The organism is Streptomyces tardus, from assembly GCF_018101125.2.
Lineage (GTDB): Bacteria > Actinomycetota > Actinomycetes > Streptomycetales > Streptomycetaceae > Streptomyces > Streptomyces tardus.
On the sequence record NZ_JAELVF020000001.1, the window covers coordinates 3,673,569 to 3,694,743 of the forward strand.

Consider the following 21,175-nt stretch of genomic DNA (forward strand, 5'->3'; position numbering starts at 1 on the left):
CGAGTTGGCAGGCTGTCCGCCATGCCGCAGCTGACAAGGCCCACAGTCGAGGTCCGGGACTCCTTCCTCGGTGCGATGGACGAGTTCCGCGAGGAGGCGGGCGACTGGTTCGGCGGCAACTCGATGATCGCCGAGGAGGTCCGCGTGTACGGAGGGTGCTGGACCTCGCCCGAGGGGTTCGCCGAGTACGTCGCCGACGTACGGGCCGCTGCGGAGAACGACCGCCGCCCCGCGAACTGGGTGGCCGCCACCGTGCTCTGGTACGTGGACGGCACTCGCTGGCTCGGACGCATCGCGCTGCGCCACGAGTACACCCGTCACCTGCTGGAGCAGGGCGGACTCATCGGCTACGAGGTCCGGCCGACCGCCCGGCGCCGCGGCCACGCCACCGCGATGCTGCGCGACGCGCTGCCGTTCGCGGCCGAGCGAGGTTTCGACCGGGTGCTGATCACCTGTGACGCGGACAACGTCGCCTCCCGCAAGGTGATCGAGAGCTGCGGCGGAGCCCTGGAGGACCGGCGCGGGAAGAAGCTCCGGTACTGGGTGCCGACGGCCCCGGCGTAGAATCCGGGGCGACGACGCCCCCGCGAACTTCGAAGGACTGACTGACACTGGGCAAGCGACAGCCCGAAGGCCCGCCGCCGGCACCAGTGGTGCAGCGCGTACGTCTGCGCTACACCAAGCGTGGCCGCCTCCGGTTCACCAGCCACCGCGACTTCCAGCGTGCCTTTGAGCGTGCGCTGCGCAGGGCAGCGGTTCCCATGGCGTACTCGGCGGGCTTCTCCCCGCACCCGAAGGTGTCGTACGCCAACGCCGCCCCCACGGGTACCGCGAGCGAGGCGGAGTACCTGGAGATCGGTCTCGCCCGGCACTGCGACCCGCACCGGCTGCGTGAGCTGCTGGACCTCTCGATGCCGACCGGGCTGGACATCGTCGACGCGGTGGAGGCCGACACCTCCGGTTTCGCCGACCGGCTGCTCGCCTCCTGCTGGGAGCTGCGCCTCGACGGCGTAGGCACCGAGGAGGCCGAGGAGGCGGTGCGCCGCTTCCTCGCGGCGGACAGCGTGGAGGTCCAGCGGCAGACCAAGAAGGGTGTGCGGACCTTCGACGCGCGGGCCGCCGTGGCGTCGCTGGAGTGTGTCGACGCAGGGCACGAGCTCGGGTCCGATGGTCCGGCGCAGCAACCCTGTGCGATACTGCGCCTGGTAGTCCGGCACCTGACACCTGCCGTACGACCCGACGACGTCCTGTCCGGCCTCCGCGCTACGGCTGACCTGGCGCCGCCGGTCCCGGTTTCGGTGACCAGGCTGGCGCAGGGGCCGCTCGACGAGGAGACCGGCACGGTGACCGACCCGCTGGCGCCCGACCGCGACGCAACCCTCGTCGCGACGGTGCCGGGGTCCACCGCGTAAGGCCGACGTCACCGCGCTGCCGACGCGCCAGGCACCAGGGAGCCACCCGGGTACCGCCGTACGGCCGGCGCCACGGACCAGGAGACTTTCGCCGTAGCCGTGTCCAAGGGACCGGAACCGGCGAGTGAGACAACAAGCTCCCGTGAGGCGCTCGCGCTCCGGGCAGGGTCACCGCGCCAGTGCGCGGACCCGCTCCGGAACGCGCGGCGCCCGGGGGCGTGACGGGAGAACCGCCCGCATGCTCGAGCCCACAGACTCCGCGACTGCGGAGAGTGCCGAGAACAGCACACCCAGCGACAACCTGCCTCCGCGCAGGCGTCGAGCCGCCTCCCGCCCCGCGGGGCCACCGGCAGCCACTGCCGCCGGTGAGGCGCCGGTGACGGTCGCCGCTTCGCAGGCTCCGCCGTCGGAGGAGGAGCCCGCACGGAACGGGTCGTCCGAGACGCCGGCCGAGGCCCCGGCCAAGCCGGTCCGTGCGCGGCGCCGTGCCACCCGGAAGGCCAGCGCACCCGCGGGCCCGCCCCCCGAGTCGGCCGAACAGTCCGCGCCGGCGGAGCAGTCCGCCGCTGCCGACGGGGCCGCATCGAGCGGGCCGACCGCGACGGGCGACCAGGCCGTGCCGCCGAGCGGTCGGAGCGCGCCCGAGCGCAAGTCCGGACGGAAGAAGGCTGCCGTCCGCGACGATTCCGCGGAGCAGCAGCCCGCGGAGCAGCCGGACGCCGACGAGCCGAGCCGGGCGGAAGACGTCCCGGTCAAGCCTGCCCGCACCCGGCGACGGGCCGCCCGCAAGGCGACCTCCGCCGAGGGCAGCCCTGCCGTCGAGTCCGCCCCGGAGCAGCCCGCCGTCGAGCCCGCCACCGAGCAGGCGCCGAGCACCGCCGCCGAGGTGCGGTCGGATGCCGAGTCCGCGACCGCGGAGACCGACGGCGAGGAGAGCGGCGGCAGGGGGGCGCGCGGCAGGTCCAAGCGCGCCGCGAAGTCGACGGGGAAGACGTCCAGGACGTCCAGGACCTCGAAGTCGTCGGAGGCACAGAGCGCGAACGGCGACGCAATCCAGGAGGACGCCGACTCCACGAGCGAGAAGCCCGCCGAGACACCTCCGAGCCGTGGGCGCGGGCGGACGCGGTCCGCCGCGACCATGAGCCTCTTCCAGGCGCCGGTGTTCCAGACTCCGCAGAGTGCCGCGGCTGCCCAGGCGGCCGAGGAGGAGGACGAGGAGCCGGAGGAGGTCGAGGCCGAGGAGTCGAACGCCTTGAGCAGCGACCTCGACCACGACGAGGGTGCCGAGGGCGACCGCCCGTCGCGTCGCCGCCGTCGGGGCGGCCGGCGCCGCCGTCGAGCGGAACTGGCCGACGAGGACGGCGAGTTCGACGGCGAGGACGAGGACGACCGGAACGACGACGCCGCAGGTGCGCCCGAGAAGTCGGGTCGGCGCGGCGGCCGGGACAGGGGCGAGAAGTCCGCCCGTTCCGGCAAGGCTGAGAAGTCGGGAAGGGACTCCGAGCAGTCCGACGATTCCGACGAGGAGAACTCCGAGGACGGGGACGACAGCTCCGCCGGCAACGGCCCCTCCACCAGCAGCTCCCGCCGTCGCCGCCGTCGCCGCCGCAGGAGCGACAGCTCGGGCGAGAACGACAGTGGTACGGCCGAGAAGAACGACTCCGACGACGACCCCGAGCGTACGGTCGTCAAGATCCGCGAGCCGCGCAAGAAGAAGGAAGAGCGCTCGGACGAGGTGCAGTCCATCAAGGGCTCCACCCGGCTCGAGGCCAAGAAGCAGCGTCGCCGTGAGGGTCGTGAGCAGGGGCGCCGCAGGGTGCCGATCATCACCGAGGCGGAGTTCCTGGCGCGCCGGGAAGCCGTCAAGCGCGAGATGATTGTCCGTCAGCACGGCGAGCGCACCCAGATTGCAGTGCTCGAGGACGATGTGCTGGTCGAGCACTTCGTCAACAAGGAGCAGTCCACCAGCTACGTCGGCAACGTCTACCTCGGCAAGGTGCAGAACGTCCTGCCGTCGATGGAGGCGGCTTTCGTCGACATCGGCAAGGGCCGCAACGCCGTGCTGTACGCGGGCGAGGTCAACTTCGAGGCGCTTGGCCTCTCCCACGGCCCGCGCCGCATCGAGAACGCGCTCAAGTCCGGCCAGTCCGTGCTGGTCCAGGTGACCAAGGACCCGATCGGCCACAAGGGCGCCCGGCTGACCAGCCAGGTCTCGCTCCCCGGACGCTACCTGGTGTACGTGCCCGAGGGCTCGATGACCGGTATCAGCCGCAAGCTGCCGGACACCGAGCGGGCGCGGCTCAAGCAGATCCTGAAGAAGGTCGTCCCCGAGGACGCGGGCGTGATCGTTCGCACCGCCGCCGAGGGAGCCAGCGAGGACGAGCTCGCGAGGGACGTGCAGCGGCTCCAGGCGCAGTGGGAGGACATCAAGAAGAAGGCGGAGAAGGGCAACGCGCCGACGCTGCTCTACGGCGAGCCGGACATGACCGTGCGCGTCGTCCGCGACATCTTCAACGAGGACTTCTCCAAGGTCGTCATCAGCGGTGAGGACGCCTGGAGCACTGTTCACGGATACGTCTCGCACGTCGCCCCGGATCTCGTGGAGCGGCTGAACAAGTGGACGTCGGACGTGGACGTCTTCGCGACGTACCGCATCGACGAGCAGCTGATGAAGGCGCTGGACCGCAAGGTGTGGCTGCCCAGCGGTGGTTCGCTGGTGATCGACCGGACCGAGGCGATGATCGTCGTCGACGTCAACACCGGCAAGTTCACCGGCCAGGGCGGCAACCTCGAGGAGACCGTCACCAGGAACAACCTGGAGGCGGCCGAGGAGATCGTCCGTCAGCTGCGGCTGCGGGATCTCGGCGGCATCATCGTCATCGACTTCATCGACATGGTGCTGGAGAACAACCGGGATCTGGTGCTGCGGCGACTGCTGGAGTGCCTGGGACGAGACCGCACCAAGCACCAGGTCGCCGAGGTCACCTCGCTCGGACTGGTGCAGATGACGCGCAAGCGGGTCGGCCAGGGCCTGCTGGAGTCGTTCTCCGAGACCTGCGTGCACTGCAACGGTCGCGGCGTCATCGTCCACATGGAACAGCCGCAGGGCACGGGCGGCGGCGGCAAGCGGAGCAAGAAGAAGGGCAAGGGCGGCGGCCAGCCCGACAACCAGCAGGGGTCGGGGAACGACGGCGCGTCCGCGAACGGATCGCACCACGATCACGACCACTCCGCGCACGACCACGACGATTCCGCGCACGACCGCGGGCAGTCGCACGCCGACCGTGTCGAGTCCGGAGCGGGCCGGGAGCCGAAGGCGCTGCCCGAGCCGGACTTCACCCCGGACGAGGAGCTGTACAGCAGCGCGGCCGAGGCGGAGCAGGCAGCGGGCCGCGGCAGGCGCCGCCGTCGGGTGAGCCGCAGGGTGGAGACCCCCTCCGGGCCGCCGAGGAACGAGAGCGCCGCCACTGTCGTGGAGCCTGTCGAGTCGCCGGTCCGGGAGGCGGAGGAGCCTGCTCAGGCTCCGGTCTCCGCTCCGGTCGAGCCGGTGGCCCAGCCGGTCGTCGAGTCGGCGCCCGAGCCGGTCGAGGCGCCCGCGCCGCGTACCCGTCGCCGGGCCAGTCGCAAGGCGTCCGCGCCGGCCGGGTCGCCTCCGAGCGCCGCGCCGGAGGCAGTGGTCGTGGTCGCGGCCGAGCGCAACGAGAGCGAGTCGGCACCTGTCGAGGCTCCGGTGGAGGAGGCCCCGGTCGTGTCCGCGCCCGCCAGGCCGCGCCGCCGGGCGACCCGCCGGGTCTCGGCGCCCTCGGGCCCGCCCGCGGAGAATGGTGGATCGATCGTGCTGCCCGGCGCGGGGGAGTCGGAGAGCGTCGGCGACGCCGCTCCCCAGACCTCCGCGGCGAGCGAGCCGGACGCTTCGGGCACGGCGGAGGCCGAGCCGGCGTCGGACGAGGCCGGCGGCAGGAAGGCGGCTGCCAGAAAGGCGCCCGCCAAGAAGGCCGCGGCCAAGAAGGCACCCGCGAAGAAGGCCGCAGTCAAGAAGGCGCCGGCCAAGAAGGCGTCCACCAAGAAGGCTGCGGACAAGGCTGCCGAGAAGACCGCGGAGAAGTCCACCGCGAAGAAGGCTGCGAAGAAGGCCGAGGAGTCGGCACCGTCCTCCGAGGTCTCCGAGGACTGAGCGGTACGCATCAACGGGCCGGGTGCCGGGCGTCGACAGCCCTGGTCCCCGGCCCGTTGGCCTCGGTTTGACCGGGGGTTGGGCGGCCCCGTAACCTGGGCCGTCGGCGTGTCAATGGACGCGCCGCACTCCTGAGCACATCCCTTCCGGCCCTTTCGCCGGGAGAGGCCGCTCACCCATTCGGACCGTCGCGGGCCTCGGCTCGTGCTGTGCGGCTGGCATCAGGAGTCCGTCTACGAACGAGAGAGAGTTCCGCGTGTACGCGATTGTGCGCACCGGCGGTCGTCAGCAGAAGGTTTCTGTCGGCGACACCATCGAGGTCGACCGTCTTTCCGTCAACAAGCCCGGCGACAGCGTCGAGCTCTCCACCGTGCTCCTCGTGGACGGCGACGCCGTCACCAGTGACCCGTGGGTGCTGGCTGGTGTGAAGGTCCAGGCGGAGGTTGTCGATCACCACAAGGGTGCCAAGATCGACATCCAGAAGTACAAGAACAAGACCGGCTACAAGAAGCGCATCGGTCACCGTCAGCTGCACACCGCGCTGAAGATCACCGGCATCGACGCCCCGGCGAAGTAAGGGACTGAGACAAGATGGCACATAAGAAGGGCGCATCGTCCACCCGGAACGGTCGTGACTCCAACGCGCAGCGCCTCGGCGTGAAGCGCTTCGGTGGTCAGATCGTCTCCGCCGGCGAGATCCTGGTCCGTCAGCGCGGCACCCACTTCCACCCGGGCACGGGTGTGGGCCGCGGCGGCGACGACACCCTGTTCGCGCTGGACGCGGGCGCCGTGAAGTTCGGCACCCACCGTGGCCGCAAGGTCGTCAACATCGTTCCCGCCGCCGCTGAGTAATCAGCCGCGGTAGGCGACACCAGTATTTCCCGAGGGCGGACCGCCTTTCCCCTGTGGAAGGCGGCTCCGCCCTCGGCGTGTTAGTACGGAAGGCGGTATCGGTTCCGCGGCTCGGCCTCCGGGCCCGTCGCAGCGCCGGCAGCCCGCCAGCCCACGCACCGCACGCAGTACCGCACTCGCAGAACCAGCCTGGAGGCTTTCCGTCATGACTACCTTCGTGGACCGCGTCGAGCTCCACATCGCCGCGGGCAACGGGGGCCACGGCTGCGCCTCCGTACACCGGGAGAAGTTCAAGCCGCTCGGCGGCCCGGACGGCGGCAACGGCGGCCGCGGCGGCGACGTCGTGCTCGTGGTGGAGCAGGACGTGACCACGCTCCTGGACTACCACCACAGGCCGCACCGCATCGCCACCAACGGCAAGCCCGGCGCCGGCGACCACCGGGACGGCGCGCACGGCAAGGACCTCGTGCTCGAGGTGCCCGACGGCACGGTCGTCACCGACCGCCGGGGCAATGTGCTCGCCGACATGGTCGGCCAGGGCACCACCTTCGTTGCGGGCGGCGGCGGTCGCGGCGGTCTGGGCAACGCCGCGCTGGCCTCGCCGCGTCGAAAGGCCCCCGGCTTCGCGCTGCTCGGTGAGCCGGGCGAGGCGCGCGATCTGGTGCTGGAGCTGAAGACGGTCGCTGACGTGGCGCTCGTCGGCTACCCGTCGGCGGGCAAGTCCTCGCTCATCTCGGTGCTTTCCGCCGCCAAGCCCAAGATCGCCGACTACCCCTTCACCACCCTCGTTCCCAACCTCGGTGTGGTGACGGCGGGTTCGTCGGTCTACACGGTCGCGGACGTCCCCGGGCTGATTCCGGGCGCGAGCCAGGGCAAGGGCCTCGGGCTGGAGTTCCTGCGCCACGTCGAACGCTGCTCGGTGCTGGTCCACGTTCTGGACTGCGCGACGCTGGAGTCCGACCGCGACCCGCTGAGCGACCTGGACATGATCGAGGCCGAACTCGCCGAGTACGGCGGGCTCTCCGACCGTCCGCGCCTGGTGGTCCTGAACAAGATCGACATCCCGGACGGCAAGGACCTTGCCGAGATGGTGCGTCCCGACCTCCACGCCCGGGGCTACCGGATCCACGAGGTCTCCGCGGTCTCCAGGGAGGGCCTGAAAGAGCTGTCCTTCACGCTGGCCGGGCTGGTGGACGAGTCCCGTGCGGCGAAGCCGCGGCAGGAGTCGACCAGGGTCGTCATCCGCCCCAAGGCCGTCGACGACTCCGGTTTCACGGTCACCGAGGAGGCCGACAGCCTCTACCGCGTGCGCGGCGAGAAGCCCGAGCGCTGGGTGCGCCAGACCGACTTCAACAACGACGAGGCGGTCGGCTACCTCGCTGACCGGCTCAACCGACTCGGTGTGGAGGGCGAGTTGGTCAAGGCCGGTGCCCGTGAGGGCGACGGCGTCGCGATCGGCCCCGAGGACAACGCGGTCGTCTTCGACTTCGAGCCCGCGATGGCCACCGGCGCGGAGATGCTGGGGCGCCGTGGCGAAGACCATCGGATGGACATCTCCCGCCCGGCTGCCCAGCGCAGGCGGGACCGGGATGCGTCGCGCGCGGAGCAGGACCCGGACGCCGAGTACGAGGCGTTCGACCCCTTCAGCTGACGCGCTGCGCCCGCGGGGCGTCTGGCGGGGCGTCTGACACGGCGCCCGCGGGCGGGCCCGCCGGTGCGCCGCGCGCCGCGGTGTACGGGGGCCGTCCGGCTCGCGGAGCGGGAGCCGCTGAGACCCGAAGAGGGCCGACTCGTGGAGAGTCGGCCCTCTTCTCGGTGTGGTGCGGGGACGGGTCAGCGTGCGGCGGAGGTGCCCGCGTCGCGTGCGGCGTCCTCGTCCGCCGCCTCCGCCGCCTCCGCCGACTTCGCAGCCTCCGCTGATTTCGCGGTGGAGCCCCCGCCCTCGTCGGCGGCGTCGATCGGCTCCACCGACTCGGCGGTGCGCACGGTCTCCGCGGCCTGTGCCGCCTCCGCCTGGTTCTCCTCGGCAACCGCCTCGGCCCTGGCGTGCCGCTCGCGCTGCGGCGGCATCTCGGCGGACCTGCGGGCCACGCGTTCGCGGCGGGCGTCGGCCTTGCCGCAGAGATCGTGCACGGCCTGCTCGAAGCGCACCATCGACGGCGGGTCGGCGGGGCCCAGCAGGTGCTCCTTGAGCGCGGCCCGCTCGTCGGCGAGCGCGTCCGGCTCGGAACTCCGGGTGGAGGCGAGGAGTTCGGGCACCTCGACCGCGGACGGGCTGAGGATCGTCGCCGCGCGCACGGTCGGGAAACCGGACCGGAACTCGTCCTCGGAGAGCCCGCTGGTGTTCGCCACCGCGTACGGCTTCTCACTGCTGAGGTAGTCCGACACCACGCTGGAGACGTCGCTGACCAACACGTCCGCCTGGTTGAAGCAGGGGTAGATGCCGGGACGCGGGCCCGTGATGACCAGGTGCTCCCATTCGGGGTAGGACGCCCAGTAGGCCTCCTCCCACGCCTCCCGCGCAGCGGTGACCGCGTCCGCCCGGCCGCCGTCCGGCACCGACTGGAGGGCCATGCGCTCCAACTCGTCGGCGCTGCGGCGGAAGGCGGAGGTGGCCAGCTGGTCGAGTGCGACGGTACGGCGGGCCAGTTCGTCGGCTGTCTCGGCGCCGGGGCTGGTGTGCCCCGGCAGGGCGGCCCGCTCGATGTTCGCGGCAGCGATCATCTGCTGGATGCGCTGGTTGGCGGCGCCCGCTCGCGGGTCGACCGAACCGGTCATCGGGTGCGGCTTGTAGATCAGCCGGACGCGGGCGTCGGCGAGCAGTTCGCGGACGATGTTCTCGCCGGCCAGAATGACCGAGGTGTTGCCCGGGTCGTCGGTCCACCCTTCCCAGGTCGGCGCGTAGAGCACGGTGGTGAAGCCGTCGGCGGCCGGTGGGCCGGCGTACGGGAGGATCGGCGCCAGCTGCGGCCTGCCGACCTCGACGACATCGCGGTCGTCCACTCCGATGTCGGCGATCTGGTAGCGCTCGCGGGCTGCCGGGCCCGCGACCCAGACCTCGTCGTACGCCTTGGCGTACGGGTTGCAGCTGGAAAGCTTGTCGCTCTCGCCGTGATTGATGAAGCTGTGCTTGATCGAGGGGATGCGCAGCACCTGCGAGGTCTTCCCGGAGTTGGCCGGGTGCAGCATCATCTTGAGCGTCGAGTGCTCGAGGGTCATCAGATGCGCGACCTTCGGGATGCAGACGATCGGCACGTCGGTGGACTCGATCTTCTGCACCATGAAGCGTTCCCGCAGGACGATCAGCGGTTTGCCGTCGAGCTGGTCGAGCGTGCTGAGCCACATGTTGGCCTGGTACGCGGACGAGGTGCCGCCGGAGAAGTACATCGCGACGGACGGCCGGTACTCGGTGAGCCACGCGTTGAGCCAGGCCAGCACCTTCTGCTCGCTCGGAGTGCGCTTGCCCGGCAGCAGCCAGCTCGCGATGTATCCGGTGCCCGCGCCGAAGAGGAGCAGCGAGCCGGCCACACCGGCGACGCCCCACAGCGGTTCTACCGTCGCCGCGGTCATCAGCAGGCCGAACGTGGCCGGCACCATGAAGTGCAGCAGCCTGCGGCTCGGTTGACGGGCGAGGATCTTCGGCGGGGCCGCGGTCAGCCCGAGCGCGGAGACGTCGATGTTGCGGGTGATGACCGGCAGCGTGCGGTTGCGCCGCACCAGCACGGCGGCGGCCTGGCAGGCGAAGTGCGCGGCGTAGGAGCCGAGCAGGCACAGCACCAGAGGGGTCTCGGCCAGCGGGTCGAGACCGGGCGTCTGGACCAGGCCGAGCACCAGCAGCATGTCGCGCAGGAGCTGGCGGGTGGGGACGTCGAACCTCACTCTGCTGAGCAGCGCCAACAGCCCCGGCTGCTTGTGGTGCAGATAGAGGTCGAGCGCGAGGCCCGCCGCGGACGCGGTGATGAACAACGGGGCGTTGGGCAGCAGTGCACCCGTGAGCTGGACGGCGAAGAACACCAGCATCGCGAGGAGTGCGGACAGCTGTCCGGCTCGGCGGGAGAGAAGACCGGCGACGGGCACGGATTGGCTCCTGGCAGGAGTCGGTCGGACGGAGGTCGGAGTGTGCTGAATCAGGTACGCATAGTGACGGGAGCCGCCACGGGGCTACCGGGGGTGACCCCTGACGGTATGACGAAGCCGTTCGAGGTGACAATTCGCGGTGACGGAGTGCACTCGCGACGCCCCCTTATACGGGGCGAATGCGCTGCTTTCACCGGCTGTTCGGCCGGTTCCGGGGAGCCGCGGCGTTCCCTGCTCCGGCGGGACCTCTGCAGGTTCCCCGCGCAAAGCCGGTCGCAAGCCGCGGCTGCGGAGCTGTCATCGGCGGGATGGCTGTACAAGAACGGTTCAGCGACGCAGCGTAGTTGAGAGGGGCGTGCACTGTCCGGCACTGGGCCGGCGGCGAGTCCGCAGGGTGAAAGCGGAACGCGCGTCGACGTGCGAGGACGATAGGTTCGCGAGGTCGGCGCGGTTCGCGAGGAACGGTTCGAGGACGGGATCACAGGTGTCAGCGGCAGAACGGGAAGACGGCACGGAACCGAGCCGAGAGGCCGCCGTGAAGCCGGTCCCGCCGGGTGCACCGGTCCTGCCGGACGTACCGGATGCGTCGGGTGCGACCGGAGGCGGGAGTGCGGAGCCGACCGCCCGCAGCGCGGCCGAGCCGGAGGCCTGCGACCCGCGGGCCGAGGAGGTGCGCCGCATCGTCGTCAAAATCGGATCGTCCTCCCTGACGACAGCGGCCGGCGGACTGGACGCGGACCGGGTGGACGCGCTGGTCGACGCGCTCGCCGCACATGCCGACAAGGAAGTGGTCCTGGTCAGCTCCGGAGCCATCGCGGCCGGGCTCGCCCCGCTGGGCCTGCCGCGCCGTCCCCGCGATCTTGCCCGGCAACAGGCGGCGGCGAGCGTCGGGCAGGGGCTGCTGGTCGCCCGCTACACGGCCTCCTTCGCCCGCTACGGCCGTCGGGTGGGGCAGGTGCTGCTCACCTCCGACGACACCAGCCGCAGAGGCCACTACCGGAACGCCTACCGCACCCTTGACCAACTGTTGTCCATGGGCGCCGTACCGATCGTCAACGAGAACGACACCGTCGCCACCGACGAGATCCGCTTCGGCGACAACGACCGGCTCGCAGCACTCGTCGCGCACCTCGTGCGGGCCGACCGGCTCATCCTGCTGTCCGATGTGGACGGCCTCTACGACGGCGATCCCAGCACGCCGGGCACGACCAGGGTCGAAGAGGTGCAGGGGCCGGCCGATCTGCACGGGATCTCCATCGGCAGCGCGGGGCAGGCGGGGGTCGGCACCGGCGGAATGGTGACCAAGGTCGAAGCGGCCAGAATCGCCGCGGGCGCCGGCATTCCGGTGGTACTCACCTCCGCCAGCCGGGCCGCGGACGCGCTCGCGGGACGTCGTACGGGCACGTACTTCCACCGCACCGGACGGCGTTCGGCGAACCGGCTGCTGTGGCTCGCCCACGCCTCCACCCCGCAGGGCGCGCTGGTGCTGGACGACGGAGCGGTACGAGCGGTGGTCGAGGGACGCAAGTCGCTGCTGCCGGCCGGGGTCGACCGGGTCGAGGGCGAGTTCTCCGCGGGCGATCCGGTGGAGCTGCGGGACCGTTCGGGCCGCGCGGTGGCGAGAGGGCTGGTCAACTTCGACGCTCGTGAGCTTCCCCGGCTGCTCGGCCGGTCCACCCGTGAACTGGCGAAGGAGCTCGGCCCCGCCTACGAACGCGAGATCGTCCACCGCGACGATCTGGTACTGCTGTTCTGACACTTGGGATGAATGTGCCCCTGTCCGGGGCCCCGGCTGTCAACGTGCTGCCTTTCCGGCCACCCGTTCCGGAAAACCGCCCCGCGATCGGCCTCGGGCTGTTCAACTTTGTTCCGGAGCGCCACCCGCGCACCTCCGTGCCGCGCGTCGCCGTAACCTCACCGGCGGCGACCGGGCACGGGGCACCGCGTCGCGTACGGGGCAGCTCGTGTGAGGGACGTGAAGAAAATGCCGCAGTCAGGAGGCCGCCCGATGAGACGACTGGCCAGCGTACGGCTGGGTTCTGTCCAGCAGGGCGAGGGCGAAACGCAGTCGACCGGGCCCATCGGTGCCGCACCGCCGCCGCAGGCGCAGACCTCCCGGATGTGGCATGTGACGCTCAGCGTCGCCGGCGCGGAGACGCCGCTGGCCGACATCCGCCGCGCGCTGGAACACCTGGCACACGACCACCCGTTCCTCCTCACCAGCCGCTACGCCAACGACCACGCCGAGATCCGGTATTGGGAGGAGGCCAGCAACCTGCACGACGCCGCGGCGGTCGCACTGCGCCTGTGGGGCGAGCACCGCGGCTCCGCGGGGCTGCCTCCCTGGGAGATCGTCGGCCTGGAGGTGATCGGCCGTGACACGTACCACCAGAGGGTCTCCGAGGGGTACGGTCCGCCGCCGGCGGCCCCGGTCGGAGTTCACCCCTTCTGACGAAGCCGGTGGCGCTCGGGCGGCGGCAGCGGGGCGGTCAGGCCCGGTGGCGCCGCCGCCGCCCGGAAGTTCGCGAGGCGGCCACCGCGCCGGTCCCACAGCTGCGGGGCCGGGGGCGAGGCAACGCGTTCCGTGTGTCCGGACCACGGGGCGTCGACGTCTCGGCGGCCGGACCGCCGGGCCGACCGCCGCCCGTTGCTGGCTAGGCTGCCAGGATGACCAGCGCCACGCAGAATTCGCCCGTCGCCCAGACCGCGCTCCGTGCCCGGGAGGCCGCCGCTCTCCTGGCCCCGCAGCCCCGTACCGCCCGTGACGGTGCGCTGCTCGCCATCGCGGACGCGCTGGTCGCCCGTACGCCGGAGATCACCGCCGCCAACGCGGAGGACATCGCGCGGGCCCGTGCCGCCGGCACCGATGACTCGATCGTCGACCGGCTCACCCTCACCGAGGAGCGGGTGGCAGCCATCGCCGCCGATGTGCGCCGAGTGGTCGGGCTGCCCGATCCGGTCGGCGAGGTGGTACGCGGCTCCACGCTGGCCAACGGGCTCGAACTCCGGCAGATCCGGGTGCCGTTCGGCGTCGTCGGCATCATCTACGAGGCACGCCCGAACGTCACCGTGGACGCCGCGGCGCTCTGCCTGAAGTCGGGCAACGCCGTGCTGCTCCGCGGCTCCTCCTCCGCGTACGCCTCCAACGCCGCGCTGGTCGCAGTGGTCCGGGACGCAGTGGCCTCCGCCGGACTCCCCGCGGACGCCGTGCAGTTGGTGCCCGGGGAGGGCCGGGAGAGTGTGCACGAACTGATGACGGCCAGAGGGCTGGTGGACGTGCTGATCCCGCGCGGCGGTGCCTCCCTGATCAAGACTGTGGTGGAGGGCTCGACGGTCCCGGTGATCGAGACCGGCACCGGCAACTGCCACGTCTACGTCGACGAGGCCGCCGACCTCGACATGGCCGTGGAGATCCTGGTGAACTCCAAGGCCCACCGGCCCAGCGTCTGCAACGCCGCCGAGACGGTGCTGGTGCACCGGGCGGTGGCCGCCGAGTTCCTGCCGCGCGCGCTGAGCGCCCTGGCCGACGCCGGCGTCACCGTGCACGGCGACGAGGAGTGGCAGCAGGCCTCCGGCTCGGTCGTACCGGCCGGCGAGGACGACTGGGCGACCGAGTACCTCTCCTTCGATCTGGCCGCGGCCGTCGTGCCCGACCTGGACGCCGCGGTCGCACACATCCGGCGCTGGAGCTCCGGCCACACCGAGGCGATCGTCACCCGGGACACAGCCGCGGCCCGGCGCTTCGTGGCCCTGGTGGACTCCACCGCGGTCATGGTCAACGCCTCCACGCGCTTCACCGACGGCGGCGAGTTCGGCTTCGGTGCGGAGATCGGCATCTCCACCCAGAAGCTGCACGCCCGCGGCCCGATGGGGCTGCCCGAGCTGACCTCGACGAAGTACGTCGTCACGGGTGACGGGCACGTACGTCCCTGACCCCGCGCGGCGGTGCGGCGCCTGTGCGGTGGGGCGACGGCCTGTGCGGCGGTGACGCGCGCGCGGCGGAGCGACGCCGGGGCGCCCGCCGGGGCCGTGACGGCGTGCCTGCCCGGTGACGGCGCAGTCGAGGCCGGTGTGAGGTCTCGGAGCGCGGGGCCCGTGCGGCAGCGCCGGGCGGGAGCGCGTGCGGTGTGCCGGGCTGAGCGCCGTGGCGCGTGTGTGCGCGAGGGCTGCCGGGTGGGTGGAGTTCGGCGGGCGTGGTTCGCCGGCCGGTAGGGGCGGGCGTTCGGACGGAGGAGACGAAACCGTCCTCTCCCTGCCCGGTCCGGGCGATTCGGTCTACTCTGGGACGGTGGCGGACGACAGTGCGGGAAAGCCGTTCGGTCAGGGCGAGGAGCCGGAGGACCGCGACCACGGAGCAGCGGGCGAAGCGTCCGGCTCCGTGGTGTTCGACGAGGCATTCGTGAGGGCCGCTGTCTTCCATGAACCGACCGCTGCCGAGCGGACGATGGCAGCCGCCCAGCGTGCCGCCGAGAGCGAGCAGGCCGCCGAGGAGGCGTACAGCTCCGGCGGCTGGGGTCCGGAGTCGGGCGAGCCGGCGTACGGCGGATTCGAGGTCGAGGGGTACGCGAGCTTCCGCGACGAGGACGACTACCGCGAGTACGAGGCGTACCAGGAGTTCTGCGACAGCGAGGACACTCCGGGGTACCGCAGCGGCGGCCAAGGGCGCTGGCACCGGCCGGTCGCCTGGCTGCTCGCCCTGGTGATGGGTGTCGGGGTGGTCGCGATGGCCTTCGCGGCACTGCGCGGAGGTTCGGGCGAGCGCGAGGAGCCCACACCGCCTCCCGCGACGACCGGGCTGGACAGCGGCGTCGGGAGCACCGGACCGCGGTACGCCGTCGCGCTGCTCTCTCCCGGAGGTCCCGGCTAGTCGGGGCACCGGCGCCCGGGCGGCCTGTCAGTCGGGGGCGGCCTGTCAGTCGGGGGCGGCCTGTCTGCCCCGGGCCCTGCCGGTTCTGAGCCTGTTCTGTGCCCGGCACGTCCGAGGCGCGAGCCGGGCTCCACGTCTCCTCCCGTCCCCTCCCGCCCTTTGCGCCCGGAGTTGCGCGCCCGGAGTTGCGGAGATGGCGTGAACTCATCACCGACCGGCGTCCTGGCTTCCTGCCGCGGCACCTACGCTGGGGGTCATGGCCGGGCGTGCAGACCCTCCCGAGGGGCGACCTGCGGGCGACGATGACGACGAGTTCCGTTCGACGGTGTTCGACGAGTCTTTCGTGCGCGCTGCGCAGCTGCGGGAGTTCTCGGCCCGGGAGCGTCTCGACGAGCAGGAACGGCCCGTGGCCGACCTGCCCGATCCGCGTACCGCCGAGCGCACGACCCCCAGTGGTCAGGAAGTCTCCGCGCCGTCGGCGGGCGGCGGCAGGCGCGGAGTCTCGGGGCAGTTCCTCGTACTGCTGCTGGTCGTGCTGATCGCCTTCGGCGCCGCCATCTACATGGGCGCCCGCAGCCCGTACGAGGACCCCGTGCACGCCCAGTCCCGAATACCGCTGCGGACGACGATCGTTCCGCTGGTGCCGCGCGGCTCGGTGCCGGGGGACGAGGCCGAGGAGCTCTATCGCCGCAGCCCGGCGGCCCGTCTGGAAGCCGGACCCAACGCCGTCGAGCTGCCGGTGGCGCGCGCAACGAACAATTTCAGCCTCCGTCAGGTCCGGCTGGCGCTGGCCACCGCCCGGCAGTACGTGATCGCCTCCGCTCTCAATCCGGACGTGCTCGCCGGCCGGACCGTCAACCCGGTACGGCGGCTGCTCAGTCAGGGGCAGCGCGCACAGTTCGACCGCAGCATGCGTGCCCCCGCCGAGGACGGCCGGTACGGCGCGACCGGCTGGTTGATGCGATTCCAGCCGGAGGAGGCGAAGTTGGCCGATTCCGGCATCCGGGTGCGCGGCACCTTCTCGGTGGCGGAGACCGACAGCGGCGCGCTGGAGGTCTCCGCGCAGCATGTGCTGGTCTACGCCCTGCGCCCGGTCGAGGGCACGAAGCAGGCGGACGCCTCGCTGTTCACGGCGCGGCGCGAGGTGCGGATGCGCTTCACCCGGGGCGAGTTGCGCACCGGCGTCGGTACGGTCGCCCAAGTCACCGTACAGGCGGGCCCGTTGCCCTGTGCCGAGAACACCCACGACTGGCTGCGCCCGCTGCTGGCAGGCGAGGACGTCGGCGCAGACGCGTCGGCCGGCACCGATCTGTACGCCGGCGATCTGCGCCGCACCGCGCTGTGCGGTGTGCTGGCGCGCAGCTCGCAGCCGAAGGTGGACTGACCGCCGGGCAACCCGGTGCTGCGCGGCCGGGTGGGGCTCCGTGCCCACCGGCACCGGACCGGTGCGCGCCACGCGCGCCGCCGCGGAAACGGGCGCGGACACCACGCAGGGCTGCGAAGGCCCTGTCGGGTCTCCGCAGCCCTGAGCGTGGGAACCGGTCGGTCGGCGGCTACTTCGAGCCGGGCGCCGTGCCGGTGCTTCCGGGGCCGTCCTGGCCGCCCGTCCCGTCTCCCGCGGGGTCGGCGGCGTCGGCCCCGCGGTTGCCTCCGGTGGCGAAGTCGCGCAGCTTGCCGCCGAGGTCGCCCGCACCGCCCGCCAGGTCGCGCACCAGGCCCATCAGCGGGTCCTTGCTGCTGCGCACCGAGTCCGCGTAGCTGCCGGCGGACTCCTTGATGGAGTCGCGGACCGAAGTGTCCTTGTCCTCCTCGCGCTTGGCGTAGTGGCCGTCCATCAGCCGCTGGAAGTCGCGGCTCTCGGACCACTTCTTCAGCTCCGCGGCGCGCACGGCGGTGAAGGGGTGGGTGCGCGGCAGCACGTTGAGGATCTTCAGCACGGAGTCGCGCAGATCGCCGCCGGCCTCGTACTCCTCAGCCTGCGCGAGGAAGGCGTCGACGTTCATCTCGTGCAGATGGTTGCCGCCCGCGATCTTCATCAGTGCGCGCAACGACGCCTGGATGTCCTGGCCGACCAGCAACCCGGCCCGGTCGGCGGACAGCTCGGACTTGCGGAACCACTCGCGCAGCGCGGTGACCAGGGCCATGATCGCGACGTTGCCCAGGGGGATCCAGGCCACCTTGACGGCGAAACTGGTCAGGAAGAGCAGTATCGTGCGGTAAACCGCGTGGCCGGAGAGCGCGTGCCCGACCTCGTGGCCGATGACCGCCCGCATCTCCTCCTCGTCGAGCAGCTCGATCAGCCCGGTCGTGAGCACGATGATCGGCTCGTCCAGGCCGATGCACATGGCGTTGGGCTGCGGGTCCTGCGAGACGTACATCGGCGGGACCTTCTCCAGGTCCAGGATGTAACAGGCGTCCCGCAGCATGTCGTTGAGGTAGGCGAACTGCTCGTCGCCGACCCGCACCGAGTCCGAGAGGAAGAGCAGCCGCAGGCTGCGCTCGGGCAGCATGGAGCTGAGCGCCTTGAAGACGGTGTCGAAACCGGTCAGCTTGCGCAGCGCGACCAGCGCGGACCGGTCTGCGGGGTGCTCGTACGCCCGGGAGGAGATGCCCGGGAATCGACGGCGTTCGCGACTCGGGAGATGCTCGGCCGCGTCGTTGCTGTGGTTCATGAATGGCCCCCTTTACGGGCATTACGGACTGAGTGCCCGTCCCCCTGGCTGCCTGTTGTTGGCTGTTCGACCAGCCTACGGGGTGGGCGGACAGAGCCGCACTGAAGCGGTCCGCTTACGATGTGGGCAGCTTTTGCCCGAATCTCTGCCCGATCGCTTCCCGGATAGGACCTGACGATGAATCTCGCCGGTTCCGCGTACGCCCTCGCCCACCTCGCCCAGGGCGGTGAGCACGTCTCCGAGCACAGCTTCAGCCCGTTCGTCATCGGCGGCTTCGGCCTCGGTGTGCTGTTCCTGCTGCTCTTCCTCACCACCCGCTTCAATCGGGACCGCTGAGCCGACCGGTTGCCGCGTTGGAGCGGTTAGGGTCTGCACGCATGGGAGAGCACACAGTGCCGAGCGGCGCCAAGCGGCGACTCGGTGTCATGGGTGGCACCTTCGATCCGGTCCACCACGGGCACCTGGTCGCCGCGAGCGAGGTGGCCGCGCGGTTCGAGCTCGACGAGGTCGTCTTCGTACCGACCGGCGAGCCCTGGCAGAAGAGTCACCAGCAGGTCTCGCCCGCGGAGGACCGCTATCTGATGACGGTCATCGCGACCGCGTCCAACCCACAGTTCTCCGTGAGTCGCATCGACATCGACCGCGGTGGCCGTACGTACACCATCGACACCCTGCGCGAGTTGAGAGCGGAGCATCCCGAGGCGGAGCTCTTCTTCATCACCGGCGCCGACGCGCTCGCGCAGATTCTCACCTGGCGGGACGCCGAGGAACTCTTCTCGCTCGCCCACTTCATCGGAGTCACCAGACCTGGGCACCATCTGGCGGACCCCGGCCTTCCCGACGGTGGTGTCTCCCTGGTGGAGGTGCCGGCCCTGGCGATCTCCTCCACGGGCTGCCGCGCCCGGGTGGCGCAGGGCGACCCTGTCTGGTATCTGGTGCCGGACGGTGTTGTGCGCTACATCAACAAGCGCCAGCTGTACCGGGACGCTGAGGCGCCGACAGCCTAGAGGGGCGGAAAAGTCGTGAACGACCGGCAGAATCCGCAGGGGGAGCAGTTCTACGGGTATGACGCCTATGGCCGGCCCGTTTATCACGATCCGTACGCGGGGCAGCCCGGCGACCACCGGGAAGCCGGTACGGAAGCGTACGGCGACGGCGGGTACGGCGGCGGTGGTCAGTACGGCGAGCAGTACGGCGAGCAGTACGGCGAGCAGTACGGCGGTGGCCGTTACGGCGACGAGCGGTATGGCGGTGGCCGGGACGCGGACAGTCGGCAGTACGGGGCCCAGAGCGGGGGAGGGGGCGCGGCGGGGCCGTATGACGGCGGATACGACACGGGTCAGTACCCGCCGGTTCAGTACGACACGGGGGAGCAGCCTCCCGTCCCATACGACACGGGTCAGTACCCGCCGGTGCGAGACGGTGGGAGCCCGCCGTACGACCCCGGTCGGTTCGGCGGCCGGTCGGGCGCCGTCGGTTACGTTCCGGGCCAGGCCGACGGAGGCCGGTACGGCTCCGGTCAGCCCACCCCGGAACGGTATGACTCCGGGGGGTACGGCGCGGGGAGTCACTCCTCCGACCGGTTCACGACGGAGCAGTACGACACGGGCGGGTCGGAGGCCGGTCAGCTCGACGCAGGTCAGCTCGACGTGGGCCCACCTCAAGTCGATCGGACCCGAACGGACCGGCCCGGCCCCGACGGCCCCGGCCGGCCGTCGTACGCGCAGGCGCCGTCCGACCGGTACGCCGCACCGCCGCAGCGTCCCGAGGGGGAGGGTGGTCGTCCTCCCGGACCCGGGTCCGCGGGGGAGCCCGAAGTCGGCTACGAGACCGAGGAGTTCGCCTTCGTCGAGGAGGACGAGAAGAACTCCGAGGACGTCATCGACTGGCTGAAGTTCACCGAGAGTCGCACCGAGCGGCGCGAGGAGGCGCGGCGACGGGGCCGGAACCGGGTGATAGCCCTGGTGGTCGTGTTGACTCTGGCGCTCGTCGGAGGACTCGGCTACCTGTGGCAGTCCGGCAAGCTGCCCGGTCTCTCCGAGGAGACCGACCAGGCCGCCTCCGCGGCCGACACCCGGCACGTCATCGTGATCCACCTGCGCGAGCTCGAGAGCGGCGACATCTCCACCGCTCTCCTCGTCAACAACGAGACCGCCGGCCGCGGAACCACCGTCCTGCTTCCCAACTCCCTCGCTCTGAAGGGGGAGTCGGGCGACGCCACCACCCTCGGCAAGGCGTTCGCCGCCGAGGGCGCCGGAGCCACCCGAGACTCGCTCAACGACCTTCTCGGCTCCAACATCGAGGGCACCTGGCGACTGGACACCCCGTACCTGGAGAACCTCGTCGAGCTGGCCGGAGGCATCACGCTCGACTCCGATGCCACCGTGCCGAGCGCGGAGAAGGGCGAAAAGGCTCTCGTCCAGAAGGGCGCGGACCAGGAGTTGGACGGCAGAGCGGCGGTCGCCTACGCGACGTTCCGCGAGGCCGCCGAGCCGCAGACGAAGCAGCTCGCTCGCTTCGGCCAGGTCCTGCAGGCAGTCCTCGGCAAGGTCTCGACGGACAAGGAGCAGGCGACCACCGCCGTCGAGGCCCTCGGCCAGATCCTGGACTTCTCGCTCACCGAGGCCGAACTCGGAGGCGCGCTCGCCGCGCTCGCGAAGCACGCGAAGGACGGCGACCACAAGACCGAGCTGCTCCCCGTCGCCACGAACGGCACGCTCACCGAGGAGACTTCGCAGGGCCTGGTAAAGGAGGTGCTAGGCGGTTCGGTGCGCAACACCGAACCCGGAGACGCGGTCCGCCTGGCGGTTCGCAACGCCACCGGTCAGCGCGGCGCGGCGGACGGCGCCGGAGTGACCCTGGTCAACGGCGGCTTCACCGTTGTCTCCACCGGGGCGGCCGACGCGGCGGCGGAGCGCAGCACCATCACCTACAGCGGTGCCGCCCACCAGAAGCAGGCCGTCGAGGCCGCCAAGACACTGGGCCTGAGCGAGAAGGCCGTCAAGAAGGGCGAGGGCGCCGCCAACGCGGACGTCACCATCGTGCTCGGAAAGGACTACAGCGACTGACCGGGGCACCGTGGCGGTCGTGAGACCCTTGTCGGGTACCGGACCCTCTACCC

The 21,175-nt window shown here is 71.4% G+C and carries 16 protein-coding genes; 14 read left to right on the plus strand and 2 right to left on the minus strand.

Annotation, left to right across the window (positions count from 1 at the left end):
• The first annotated feature begins 21 nt into the window (after positions 1-21).
• From JGS22_RS15685 to obgE, 6 genes are all read left to right on the plus strand, one after another.
• Positions 22-564 carry a GNAT family N-acetyltransferase gene (locus JGS22_RS15685; protein ID WP_211038522.1) on the plus strand — a complete coding sequence of 181 codons (543 nt, stop codon included), beginning with the start codon at positions 22-24 and terminating at the stop codon, positions 562-564.
• A gap of 89 nt (positions 565-653) precedes the next feature.
• Positions 654-1,412 carry a TIGR03936 family radical SAM-associated protein gene (locus JGS22_RS15690; protein ID WP_211038520.1) on the plus strand — a complete coding sequence of 253 codons (759 nt, stop codon included), beginning with the start codon at positions 654-656 and terminating at the stop codon, positions 1,410-1,412.
• 238 nt (positions 1,413-1,650) lie between these two features.
• Positions 1,651-5,586: an Rne/Rng family ribonuclease gene (locus JGS22_RS15695; protein ID WP_211038518.1), complete on the plus strand. Its 3,936-nt coding sequence runs from the start codon at positions 1,651-1,653 to the stop codon at positions 5,584-5,586.
• A 256-nt stretch (positions 5,587-5,842) separates the two neighbouring features.
• Complete coding sequence (rplU, locus tag JGS22_RS15700; RefSeq protein ID WP_211038516.1) at positions 5,843-6,163, plus strand: 50S ribosomal protein L21; 321 nt, start codon at positions 5,843-5,845, stop codon at positions 6,161-6,163.
• A gap of 14 nt (positions 6,164-6,177) precedes the next feature.
• Positions 6,178-6,438, plus strand: coding sequence for a 50S ribosomal protein L27 (rpmA, locus tag JGS22_RS15705; protein ID WP_211038514.1), 261 nt, complete (start codon positions 6,178-6,180; stop codon positions 6,436-6,438).
• 205 nt (positions 6,439-6,643) lie between these two features.
• Positions 6,644-8,089, plus strand: coding sequence for a GTPase ObgE (gene obgE, locus JGS22_RS15710; RefSeq protein WP_211038513.1), 1,446 nt, complete (start codon positions 6,644-6,646; stop codon positions 8,087-8,089).
• 182 nt (positions 8,090-8,271) lie between these two features.
• On the opposite strand, the gene JGS22_RS15715 is transcribed toward obgE, so the two are convergent.
• Positions 8,272-10,515, minus strand: a complete 2,244-nt coding sequence (locus JGS22_RS15715) for a CDP-glycerol glycerophosphotransferase family protein (protein ID WP_308405693.1) — start codon at positions 10,513-10,515, stop codon at positions 8,272-8,274.
• A gap of 670 nt (positions 10,516-11,185) precedes the next feature.
• Between JGS22_RS15715 and proB the strand changes: the two genes are divergently transcribed.
• The 5 genes from proB to JGS22_RS15740 all read left to right on the plus strand — a co-directional run bounded on the left by proB (position 11,186) and on the right by JGS22_RS15740 (position 16,766).
• Positions 11,186-12,271 (plus strand): glutamate 5-kinase, encoded by a 1,086-nt coding sequence (gene proB / locus JGS22_RS15720; protein WP_211038544.1) that lies wholly within the window; start codon positions 11,186-11,188, stop codon positions 12,269-12,271.
• A 252-nt stretch (positions 12,272-12,523) separates the two neighbouring features.
• Positions 12,524-12,967, plus strand: a complete 444-nt coding sequence (locus JGS22_RS15725; RefSeq protein ID WP_211038512.1) for a DUF8830 family protein — start codon at positions 12,524-12,526, stop codon at positions 12,965-12,967.
• Positions 12,968-13,182: 215 nt separating this feature from the next.
• Positions 13,183-14,448, plus strand: a complete 1,266-nt coding sequence (locus JGS22_RS15730; RefSeq protein ID WP_211038511.1) for a glutamate-5-semialdehyde dehydrogenase — start codon at positions 13,183-13,185, stop codon at positions 14,446-14,448.
• A gap of 355 nt (positions 14,449-14,803) precedes the next feature.
• The gene (locus tag JGS22_RS15735) at positions 14,804-15,382 is read left to right on the plus strand and encodes an SCO2584 family spore wall biosynthesis protein (RefSeq protein ID WP_211038510.1); all 579 of its coding nucleotides are present in this window, start codon (positions 14,804-14,806) and stop codon (positions 15,380-15,382) included.
• 256 nt (positions 15,383-15,638) lie between these two features.
• A complete protein-coding gene (locus JGS22_RS15740) occupies positions 15,639-16,766 on the plus strand; it encodes an SCO2583 family membrane protein (RefSeq protein WP_211038509.1) in 1,128 nt (375 codons plus the stop codon).
• 169 nt (positions 16,767-16,935) lie between these two features.
• Here JGS22_RS15740 and JGS22_RS15745 read toward each other — a convergent pair whose 3' ends face one another.
• Positions 16,936-18,054: a M48 family metallopeptidase gene (locus JGS22_RS15745; protein ID WP_211038508.1), complete on the minus strand. Its 1,119-nt coding sequence runs from the start codon at positions 18,052-18,054 to the stop codon at positions 16,936-16,938.
• Between the two features lie 177 nt (positions 18,055-18,231).
• Here JGS22_RS15745 and JGS22_RS15750 point away from each other — a divergent pair, with 177 nt between their 5' ends.
• From JGS22_RS15750 to JGS22_RS27130, 3 genes are read left to right on the plus strand one after another with little or no spacing between them, the layout of a single operon-like run.
• The gene (locus JGS22_RS15750; protein WP_211038507.1) at positions 18,232-18,390 is read left to right on the plus strand and encodes a hypothetical protein; all 159 of its coding nucleotides are present in this window, start codon (positions 18,232-18,234) and stop codon (positions 18,388-18,390) included.
• A gap of 41 nt (positions 18,391-18,431) precedes the next feature.
• The gene (nadD, locus tag JGS22_RS15755; protein WP_211038506.1) at positions 18,432-19,061 is read left to right on the plus strand and encodes a nicotinate-nucleotide adenylyltransferase; all 630 of its coding nucleotides are present in this window, start codon (positions 18,432-18,434) and stop codon (positions 19,059-19,061) included.
• 15 nt (positions 19,062-19,076) lie between these two features.
• The gene (locus tag JGS22_RS27130; protein WP_216815009.1) at positions 19,077-21,122 is read left to right on the plus strand and encodes an LCP family protein; all 2,046 of its coding nucleotides are present in this window, start codon (positions 19,077-19,079) and stop codon (positions 21,120-21,122) included.
• The last annotated feature ends 53 nt before the right edge of the window (positions 21,123-21,175 follow it).